We start from the raw sequence: 10,769 nt of genomic DNA, 5'->3' as shown, positions 1-10,769 counted from the left end.
TGGATATCCCTATGGTGGAGTATACCCTATTGACATCAGTCAGCTAATGAGTGACCCTATAGACATCTTGTGCCAGTACCCGGATTTCAATAAGTTTAGAGGTAGAGAATGAAACAATACGAAGACCTGGTATGCGTTGATTTTAGTATCTGACAAATGATAACCATACATCGGAGGGACATGGTGAAAACACTAACAATGGTCTTGATTATCTGCATTGCAGCGCAGGCATCGAATGTGCAGCTCTACGAGAACAGGCCATATACACAGGAGGAGATAGAAGACCTGACCTGGTTCGAACTCTGTATTCTCCGCAATGAGATATACGCTATTCATGGTTATGTTTTCTCAAATGAATCACTTGCGGCTTATTTCGAAGATCAGGACTGGTACGTTCCGGATCCGGATTTCACAACACCTGACGAATTCGATCCCGGATTCTCTGACGAAGAGGTGAATAATATTTATCTATTCCTGGAAGCCGCTGAAGACACTGAAGAATCCGTTCTCGGATGCTGCTATCCAGACAATCTGCAGAACATGCAAGTTGATTACTACAGACGTCTCTCCTTCCGTCCTGAACTCCCCCCTGTACCAGACTGGTACAACATGTATACCGGAATCCCGATGGAACTTGGGGGCTATCCTGATTTCTCAGGAGAAGATATTCTTCCCTACGAGGTATTCAACTACCTTTACACCGGCTGGGGCCACAATGAAACCAATGAGCAATGGCAGGCAACTCAGGACATACTCGATGAATACGAAGTACAGAACAAGGCAGTGTACAGGCTTTACTTCAGATCGGATAGAACCGTAGCAAAAGTAGAAAAGGTAACTCTGGATTTCCTTGATGCTTCGCGAAGCTACGATCCTTACGTTCTATGGACGGCATGGTTCTCTCCAAACCAGGAATTCATCATCGTTTTTCCCGATTGCAAAATGAATTGGGCAGCCGGGGATCTTGCACTCATTTATACAAACGACGGAGATGAATGCTTCCTGCGAGCCGCCTTCAAGGGAACCTACCCTACTATCAGACTGGAGATATACGATGGACCATACAGTGATCTTCCGCTATCAATCAAGATCAGCAGTGAGGAGATCGGTGGAGACGAAAGATACGAAGAATTTTTTACCAGATAGTACTGAGTGGTCGGAGTTATAATCACAACAAACTGATCATCCTGACATGATCGTTTCCAGTGAAGAATTGTTATAGGTAAGTGTTTTATTTTCGCAAATTCCAGGGAGGGTTCAATATGAAGTTGCTTTTGATTTCCAGCGCTGTTTTTATCACCTGTTCTGTAATGGCTTCAGGAACAGATCCAGCTTCAGACGGGCCTCTGGATGGAATGCACTTCGTCTCAATTCCCTCAGGTGAGTTCCTGATCGGTTCAGATATTTCAGGCGGTGATTACTTCGACGAAATTCCACAAATGATCGTTCAGATCAATTCCTTTGAGATAATGTCTACTGAGGTAACTCAGGGCATGTGGGAAGAACTTATGGACTGCGATAGCAGCTCGATACCTTTCCTATGGACAGATCTTTGCGGCAAAGGCTCAAATTATCCTGTATATGCGGTATCCTGGTTCGATTGCAGAGAATTCATCAATGAACTGAACACAATTGACTCCAGTTACATTTACCGGTTACCGGGCGAAGCGGAATGGGAGTACGCCTGCAGAGCGGGAAACGATGCAGACTTTTTCTGGGGCGATTCCGATCAGGCAAGTCGTTACTGCCATTACAGAGTCAATAAACTGGATCAGACAAATGCATCATCTCATATATACGGCACACGGGAAGCAGCTTCACTTGAAGCCAATTCCACCGGGCTTTTTGACATGGCAGGCAATGTTTCCGAATGGTGTCAGGACCGCTACTCTCCCGATTACGATTACCTCCCTCCCGATGGAACTCCTTTCCTTTATCCATGTGATGATCAGTGGCCCTACCAGATGAACACGCGAAGGGTACACCGCGGAGGCAGCTGGCTCACCATCCTGAATGAATGCAGGTCAGGAAATCGCAACAGCCAGCCTCCGGAACTCTGGGCAACCTGCATCGGATTCCGGCTTGTCAGAGTACCAAGAAACAACAAAAACTACGCTCTTATACTCTTCCAGGAGGGAGTAGACAGTATCGATGCCAATTCAAACAGAGATGGCATAGAGTTATTCACCAGGGCACTGGAGCTTGACCCCACCATGATAGATGCGCTGATCTACAGAGGGTTTTTCCGTCAGGGGCTCGGTGAGACGGAACAGGCACTTTCCGATTTTGATATTGCTCTGCAGCTCGATCCCGAGAATGCAGCCTCATATCAGATGATGGGCGTCGTTCTTTCGGACGCGGAATATTATCTACAGGCTTTAAAGGTTTTCAACAGGGTCGTCGAACTCGACCCCGACTATCCCAGTATTTACTACCACAGAGGATTCGCGCAGCTTTTCCTGTGGAATTTCGATGATGCGATATCGGATTTCAGCCTGGCGATTGAATACAATCCCAGCTCTCCCAGCCCTTACTATGCAAGAGGCACCGCATACTATTTGAACGAGCAGAACGATAGAGCCCTCTGGGATCTATCCGCTACTATAGAGCGGAACCCCAATGATGGTGAAGCATATATGCTCAGAAGCGAGATACATCGTCATATGGGCAACCTGGAGCAGGCGGAATCGGACAGAACCAGTGCCGCCGCACTTGGAACAGATAAATAAAATGGGTACCGGTTGTCCTTTTAGATGGGGCAACCGGCCCTTTACTCCTGAACAGATATAGGTTACTTCTTGAGATAAGTCATGGCACAGAGTACAGCACCCTGGGGATCCTGCATAACGCAGAACCTTCCTACTTCGGGAATATCAAATGCTGGCTTGAGGATTTTACCGCCCAGATCGACAACATTCTTCGCAACTTTATCAACATCGTCAACTGTGATGTAGATGTCCCATGATGGGGACATCCCCTGACACTCGGCAGGCATCTTCATTATGCCGGCTACGGCATCGCCGTCAACTTTTACAATGGTGTATTCGGATCCGGGAATGGGAATCGTATCGTATTCCCAGCCGAAAAGACCCTTGTAGTATTTTTTTGCAGCCTCTACATCTGTTGTCATGAGTTCGAACCATCCGAAAGCACCGTGCTTCATGCAGTCATCATGCATTTTTCTCTTCCCTTCCCGTGAGTGAAAACAATCGCTGACAGTAGTAAACATATGTATACTTTTTTGAAAGTCAAGTATTGTGATATCTGAACGTTAATGATTGAGTTCCGATATTTTCACTGATTTCGAATACACATGAAATCATATCTATATATTATATTATATTTTTTAATATATTTTGATAATAATGCCCGGATGCAAGACCTGACCCTATTTTTTGTCCGGCGAGGAATGTATACTTGTTAATGAATAAAGAACTGAATGCGGAAGGAACTGAATGGAAAATTACCTCTCACTTACGGATGCAGCCAGGTGTCTCGGTATGGGCCTGAAGGAGGCAACGAGAGAGATAGGCAGGGCCGATCTGAAAACGGTCATGTACCAGGGCAGGAAATGCTACCTCCGCAGTGACATCATACAGTGGCTGACAAAGGAGTTCGGCAGCCTTGCTGCGGACAGACTCGCCGCGGCTGAACAGTCAAACGCCGAGACCGCCGGAATAAACCCGGCAGCCCTCCTGATAACGGACATGCTTTTCAGCAGGATAATCCTGCCATACAGGATTGGAACAGCATCCAGCATGCTCAGAACCATCGCATCGGAAGCCTGCAGCACAGGAGCGCTATACGACGAGAAAACCCTCCTGGAACAGCTGACCCTTCGTGAGCAAGCCAATTCCACAGCGCTAAAATGCGGCGCAGCCCTCACCCACCCCCTGGATATCTCAAAACTCTATATGGAACACAGCCTGCTGATGCTCTTCATGCCTCCCCATCCGCTGCCTTTCGGAGAGGAGAACGGAAAGCTCACTGCCCTGTTCTTCCTGCTGATGTTCCCGGTGGCCAATGAGCACCTGCATGTTCTGGCCAGGCTGAACAGGATGCTGAGGTCGAAGGATTTCATAAACGGCCTGCTCTCAGCGCATGATCAGGATGATATGCTGCATATTATTGAGGAGCGGGAAAAGGAGCTTATCAGTAAGCTATGATTCCAATATCCTTTGAATCAACAATCGGTTTCTTCGTTGACGATGACTGGAAATCCGCAGTATCATTGGATTCGAATAACAAATTCATGAATAAGGAATACACAATCGATTGATCGTAGTTGATCTAAGGTTGCGGAAGTCAGCTTTCGAATTTACAGGTAGAACCGGAGGAGAAACATGTTCCTTTTCTTCAGTCGTTTATCGCTTACAGCAGTATTACTTTTCAGCGCTTCCGATGCCCTTGGAATAGATACGGAGGTAGAAGCCCTCTGCACTCAGGGAGAGGAAGAAATCCTGTCCGGAGACGCTGAAACAGCATTAGTCACCTTCACCCGGGCCATAGAACTGGACCCGGACTGTGCTGAAGCCTACTTCGGACGCGGCTGGGCATACTACAGGGAGAACAATAGTGATCTTGTTCTCCGGGATTTCGAAAAGGCACTGGAACTCGATCCTGATTATGGAAAATCCTACGTAGGAATGGCCTGGCTTGCCATCGACTCAGGGAACGATGATGAGGCCATGGAGCTCGTAGAAAAAGCGTTAGAACTGATACCAGACTGGGAACGCGTTTACACCACAAGAGGCTCCATCTACGCCAATCTCGGCCTGTCGCAAGAGGCTCTGGCAGACTTCAACAGGGCCCTGGAGCTGAATCCTGAGAGTTACTCAGCATACATGAAAACAGGAAAGGTCTACCATCTGATTCTGGACAATCCGGATGCGGCTATGGAGAACTACAACAGAGCTATAGAGCTGCGACCGGACCTTTTCGATGCCTACGCCTACAGAGGCCTTCTCTATTACGAAAAGCTCAATGAACCGGAGCTTTCCATGGCTGACCTGGATATGGCAGTTGAGATGGAGCCTGATAACTATCTGCCTTACCTTTTTCGCGGTGTTGTCCTTGAATATGGTGAAAATCATCATGAGGCACTGGAAAACCTTAGCATGTCAATCGAGTGCGACCCCCGGCGGGCATCTTCCCACTCCAATAGAGGAGCTATCTATTTGAAGATCGGCCAGCCGGAACGGGCCATGACCGATTTTGAGAAAGCCATTGACTGCGACTCCACTGATGTTAATGCCTTCTTCAACAGAGCTATAGCCTATCAGGATTACTTCAGTGAACCGGAACTTGCCATCGAGGGTTTTACCAGAGTTATCCAGCTGCAGCCGGATATGTACGGAGCATACTACCGTAGAGGCATTATCTACCTGGAATACTATAGCGATTTGGAGCTGGCCCTGGCCGACTTCGACAGAGTGATCGAAATAAAGCCTGAGGTTGCATTTCCATACGTAGACAGGGGCAGGACTCTGATGGCCATGGGAGAGCTGGAAGCGGCCCTGGAGGATCAGAATAAAGCAATTCAGCTGAACCCTTCCATTCCCAGAGCCTACGTTAATCGGTGCCTTGTATATGAAATACTTACCCAGTACGATCTTGCCATCGCTGACGGTACAACTGCTATCGAGCTGGACCCCGCATCCTCCGAAGCGTATGCGTACAGGGGAACAGCGTACTGCAGTTCCGGAAACATCGAGGAAGCTCTTGCAGACTACACACAGGCCATAGAGTTGAATCCGGAATATACGGATGCCATAATCGAAAGAGCTAATATTTACTATAACATCGGCAATATGGAAGCTGCTATAAGTGATTACGGTACTGTCATTCAGATAGATCCATCAGTTGCCGACGCGTACTACAATCGAGGTATCGCATGGAATGCCGTTGGTGAACATCAGAATGCCATCGATGATCTCACTGTTGCGATCCGGATGCAGCCGGACAACGCCGCTGCATACTTTCTCAGGGGTGATTCCTATGGCTTCTCAGGGGATATCGCGAATGCCATGGATGACCTGAACATGGCACTGGAACTGGAACCGGAGGCTGCCTGGTGGGCCTATGCGGGAAGAGGTCTTCTCCTCATAGACAACTCCGACGCTGCCAGTGCGATAAGTGACTTTGAGAAAGTTATTGAAATCAATCCCGATTACGCGCCGGCCTACGCCGGTCGAGGAAGGTCACACTGGCTGCTTGGCGACCGGGAGCTTGGCTTAAGCGACATCAACAGGGCCATCGAAATGGACCCGGACAATGGAGAGAACTACTACTTCAGAGGTCTGATGAGACAGGTACTTGGTGATTATGAAGCCGCTGTTCAGAACTACAATTCCGCCATTGAGCTGGACCCGTACCTGACAGACGCCTACTGCGAACTGGGTCGAATCCAGCATGTAGTGATCGGTAATTATGATGCCGCCCTGGCAAACTACAATACCGCAATCGAGATTAACCCGAACTACCCTCTCATTTACAGTTACCGCGGATCGTTCTACTTTCGTACCGGTGAAAACGAACTGGCTCTGAACGACTTCACCACCTGCATTGAACTAGTTCAGGATGATTATAAAAGTTACGAGGATAGAAGCTTCGTTTACTGGGAGCTGGAGGAATTCGACAGTTCTCTGGAAGACCTTAACATGACGATCCAGCTGGCGCCGGACTATATAGACGGCTATATAAACAGGGCCTGGGTCTACCTTCAGATGAACGAATATGAACCTTCTTTCCAGGACTACACCACCGCCCTTGAGCTGCGGCCGGACGATGCGCAACTCTACTTCTTCAGAGGCAACGTGCTTGCAATGATGGAATCCTACGAGGCAGCAATAGCCGATTACGACCAGTCAATTGAACTGAAGAGTGATGAAGGCCAGGTTTACTACTGGAGGGGAATGGCAAGGGAATATACAGGGGATTATTCCGGAGCCCGGCAGGATTACGAGGCTGCTGAGAGCTGCGGTTACTCGCAGTAGATTCAGGCAACTGGAAAGATCATCTTCATAAGCACGGTAAATTCCACGCATTGAAGGAATTCCCCCGGCACACCTGTCATTCTGCTGAGGAACTTGCCTTTATTCGTTATTCCCCTGCCGCATGTCATCACGGAATACAGCGAAGCAGTGTTCGCCATGATGATTACCGGTTTCTGTCCGCTGTGAACAGATGCGCCGACCAGTCAGCTATCGAGGTTCATGTCCTGGTCATTCATTGCGAAAAGCAAATAGCAGAAAACCGGCAATCACCCACAGTATCAGTCGACTCGGATCCAGGAGCATGAAGAACAGTGGCATTACCATTATTTCATCCAATCAGTGATAGAATACATCCCATTCATCTTCCCATGAAGCCATCAGTTCTTCCTTCTCAGCGTAACCTGATATCAGAACTGCAAATACAAAGATGACAGTCATTGCCTGAACTCCCTTCTCCCGATGCTTGTATAATCATCTGTAAGCTTCAACGGATCGGGATGGTATTATAATAATATTGAGATATAGTTAATTCGATTCAATTTTCACAGCCTGCAACTATCCATTTTCCGATATCGAATATTCTCCTCGATTCGAAGAAGCTTAATCACCTTTGGGCAAGTTCTAACCTGACAATGTATTTGGTAACCCGGAGTTAATGCTGGATGAATGAAGAGAACTTTCAGTATTCACGCCAGGCTTTGAGAGAGCAGGATTAAGTGTACGGTGTCGATGGATTGTTTCGTAGGATAACTGCTGGTTGCTGCTTCTCCCGACCCATCTAACGGTAACGAAATGAAAAAACCGCCTCTTCAGGCGGTCTGTCAGTCGGATGTTCTCTTCTGACGACCTTTATGTCAGAAAGTTCGAACTTGTTGCAAAAATGTTTCCAGAGAGTTGCCGACCTGTGATTCTAAATACAGAGAGAACGTGAGCAAACACGCCCAACTCAACAGACTGTCGGTGAATCGCTTGTTAACCAATTAAAACTACTACCAGGTGATGCTAAAGCCGTACCAGTAGGGCAGTGGAGGAGATGTCTCCGCTAACACATCTGACAATATAGGTTCCCACTGGAATGATTTGTCCTGAAGTGCTTCTGCAATCCCAATGGAAAACATCATTGACTCTTTCGGTTACTACTCTGACAAGTTTCCCCGAGATGTCATAGATCGATACTTCTGCCACATCATTTCCCCAGACGGGAACCATAATGGATACCTCATTGCAGGAGGGGTTGGGTGACACTGAGATGATTAGAGTTTGATCAGTATCCCCATCTTCAATTCCACTACTGCTCCATATGAGACTTACTTCATCAAGAATAGGAGCGTACTCATCGCTGTCTGTGGTCAAGCAGGCGATGTACTGGATATACCGATGGGTGCTGTCTATGTAACCGGTAAGGTTTCCAGGTGCAAAAATGGTGTCGCACCAGGCTCCCATGTCTTCCGGATCGTTGGAACTTCGAAGAAGGAAAGACACATCCGTTCCAGTTGGTTCATCGGATATCCAGGAGATACTTTCCCAAAGAGGATATTCTGTTACATCCAGTATCGCAGATTCAACCCAGCCGGTATGTGCAGGGCCCGTAACATCACACCACACAACACTGGGATTTCTAAGGTTGGCAAGGAGATCTGTGTATCCATCCATGTTGATATCCGATATCGCTCTGTACTTGACAGTTGGATATCCTGTTCGTAACAGGGTTTTACCCCAGGTAATTCCATGTCCATCTAGGTTCTCAAATATGACCAGAATATCATCAGCATAGGCTATCAGGCCTGATGCAACGATGTCGATGTCTCCATCGTTGTCAATGTCAACAGAATGTATATCTGCGATACTATAACCTGGGATGCTACCACAACTATGGACTTCCCAATCTTCCCCTGCTCCGTCCACATTCTCCCAGATTTCGCATAAACCATTCGATGACAATGCAAGATCCATGTCTCCATCATTATCGTAATCCGCTGTAGACAATGACCGAGCTCGAGTTGTATGGATAATGTGCTCTTTCCAAGTCCAATCTCCAAGATTTTCAAACCAACCAAAGGGAGTATAGCTGGTTGCGTGAGTAGAGAAGAAGAAGTCCCAATCGTTATCATTGTCGATATCAGCGATTAGAATATATTTGGGCCAAGCCTTTTCCGATTGATACACAATGTGCTCTGTCCAGGTATGGCCGATACCATCAAGGTTTTCCCAAGCTGAAATTATATGGAATAGCTGGTTATCAGTACCGATTACATCCAGATCGCCATCATTGTCAATGTCAACTGAGAAAATATCACAGGCATCTCCGTATTTATCAGAAATTGTATGCTGTTCCCAGTTAAGGCCTGTTGCATCAGAGTTTTCCCAGAATGTAAAGTATGGTCCAGTAGCTGTCAGCAAATCCAGATCGCCATCCATATCAAAGTCGACGACTTCGGTTCTTTTATTTGGTATCCATGGCATATCGAAGATAAAATGCTGTTGCCATTGAGTTCCGACACCATCCATGTTTTCAAAGAGGGCAAACTCCCACTTATCCATGTCATCACAGATTACATCGATATCTCCGTCTCCATCGAAGTCTCCGGGGGAAGCGTATCCATAAGAACCGAAAGTAGGTGAAATAACGGTTTCTTCGTAGATAGCGATACTCGTCCCCATTTTAACAAAACCCGGGTTGGTGATATCGACACCCGATCCGATGCTGAAGGAGTTGAGCCATTGTAGAACTGGACCCTCCTCGCCTGGGCCTTCAGACCAGTCTGTTTGAGATACTGTATCGGCATGTGCACAAAACAAGAATGAAATGAGGATTGCACAGAGTCTGTACTTAAGCATCATGCCCCTCCCAATAGCTATTGTGTAAATTTTAACCGCTCCAATTATAATAATGAAATAATCAATTCATTTACTATACATTACCCATAAAATACTCAAGGCTGGAAGTCAAGTGTATATCTCAACCGCAGTATCAATATCGGGATTGTTTTCGTAAGGAGTCTTAGTAGTATTACGGTGATCAGCGTACTTAGGGATAGATGGTAGCTGAGATGACTTCGGTGGGAAGTCCCAACTATATTGCAAGTACTCTGTTATCTAAAAATTCTATTCCAGGAACATCGTCCAGCCATGGAATGTAATCCGCATCGGGTTCACATACCAGTTCCAGAGGCTCTGGCGGGGGTCTTGGGTCTTCCCAGAGATCAAGATGTTTCAGGATGCGCCTGATGACAGAAGGCTGCTCGATGACGGAAATAACTTTCATCTGTCCTCCGCACTTCGGACACTTCAGGGCGTTAATATCCCAGACTTTCTTCAGAAGCACAGCCCACAGCTGTCTTCTCCATCTGGAACATGAGGAACGGTCTTTCATCGAAGCAGGTTCCTCTTCGGTTGCTGCTGTCGGTAAGATTCCCTGGCGGCGTTCACGGCCACGCCATGCCTGGCTGTAGAACCCGTAATAGATAACCTGCTTCGCTCCCTTCCGTGGTATGTGGGATGTTACGCGAGTTATCCATTCCAAAGGATCTGAGACATCGAAGTTCCTGGCATTCGACCGTTTATATCATGTTAAAGTATCATGTCTCCAGACAATATTGATTCAGTACTCTATGATTCCCAGCACATTATTGTTGTCCGAATCAAGTATCACACTGAGCTGACCGGTGGTATCGGGAGACATGAACTGCAGCACTGCCACGTTCAGAACCACGGGAAATTCAGGGTAATCGTTACCCTTTACCACCAGGGCGTATTCCTCCCAGTCGCTGTAAG

Annotated in this window: 8 protein-coding genes; 4 read left to right on the top strand and 4 right to left on the bottom strand. The window is 47.2% G+C overall.

Annotated features, from left to right (window positions below; translation table 11 throughout):
* Positions 1 to 183: 183 nt before the first annotated feature.
* Together K8S15_09030 and K8S15_09025 are read left to right on the top strand one after the other, a co-directional pair.
* Complete coding sequence (locus K8S15_09030; protein MCD4776174.1) at positions 184 to 1,146, top strand: YARHG domain-containing protein; 963 nt, start codon at positions 184 to 186, stop codon at positions 1,144 to 1,146.
* Positions 1,147 to 1,262: 116 nt separating this feature from the next.
* Positions 1,263 to 2,729: an SUMF1/EgtB/PvdO family nonheme iron enzyme gene (locus K8S15_09025; GenBank protein MCD4776173.1), complete on the top strand. Its 1,467-nt coding sequence runs from the start codon at positions 1,263 to 1,265 to the stop codon at positions 2,727 to 2,729.
* A 62-nt stretch (positions 2,730 to 2,791) separates the two neighbouring features.
* Here K8S15_09025 and K8S15_09020 read toward each other — a convergent pair whose 3' ends face one another.
* Positions 2,792 to 3,178, bottom strand: a complete 387-nt coding sequence (locus K8S15_09020) for a VOC family protein (protein ID MCD4776172.1) — start codon at positions 3,176 to 3,178, stop codon at positions 2,792 to 2,794.
* 277 nt (positions 3,179 to 3,455) lie between these two features.
* On the opposite strand from K8S15_09020, the gene K8S15_09015 reads away from it, so the two are divergent.
* Complete coding sequence (locus tag K8S15_09015) at positions 3,456 to 4,166, top strand: PTS sugar transporter subunit IIA (GenBank protein ID MCD4776171.1); 711 nt, start codon at positions 3,456 to 3,458, stop codon at positions 4,164 to 4,166.
* A 177-nt stretch (positions 4,167 to 4,343) separates the two neighbouring features.
* Entirely contained in the window at positions 4,344 to 6,995 is a 2,652-nt protein-coding gene (locus K8S15_09010; protein MCD4776170.1) for a tetratricopeptide repeat protein, read from the top strand.
* 2 nt (positions 6,996 to 6,997) lie between these two features.
* On the opposite strand, the gene K8S15_09005 is transcribed toward K8S15_09010, so the two are convergent.
* From K8S15_09005 to K8S15_08995, 3 genes are all read right to left on the bottom strand, one after another.
* Positions 6,998 to 7,153, bottom strand: coding sequence for a hypothetical protein (locus tag K8S15_09005; GenBank protein MCD4776169.1), 156 nt, complete (start codon positions 7,151 to 7,153; stop codon positions 6,998 to 7,000).
* A gap of 844 nt (positions 7,154 to 7,997) precedes the next feature.
* Positions 7,998 to 9,833, bottom strand: a complete 1,836-nt coding sequence (locus tag K8S15_09000; GenBank protein ID MCD4776168.1) for a T9SS type A sorting domain-containing protein — start codon at positions 9,831 to 9,833, stop codon at positions 7,998 to 8,000.
* A 235-nt stretch (positions 9,834 to 10,068) separates the two neighbouring features.
* On the bottom strand, positions 10,069 to 10,518 hold the full coding sequence (locus K8S15_08995; GenBank protein ID MCD4776167.1) for a hypothetical protein: 450 nt from the start codon (positions 10,516 to 10,518) through the stop codon (positions 10,069 to 10,071).
* Positions 10,519 to 10,769: the final 251 nt, after the last annotated feature.

This window comes from Candidatus Aegiribacteria sp. (assembly GCA_021108005.1).
In the GTDB taxonomy this organism is placed as follows: Bacteria; Fermentibacterota; Fermentibacteria; order Fermentibacterales; family JCC-6; genus Aegiribacteria.
Note: the sequence above shows the minus strand (reverse complement) of the source record. Positions and strands in the feature narration are given on the sequence as shown.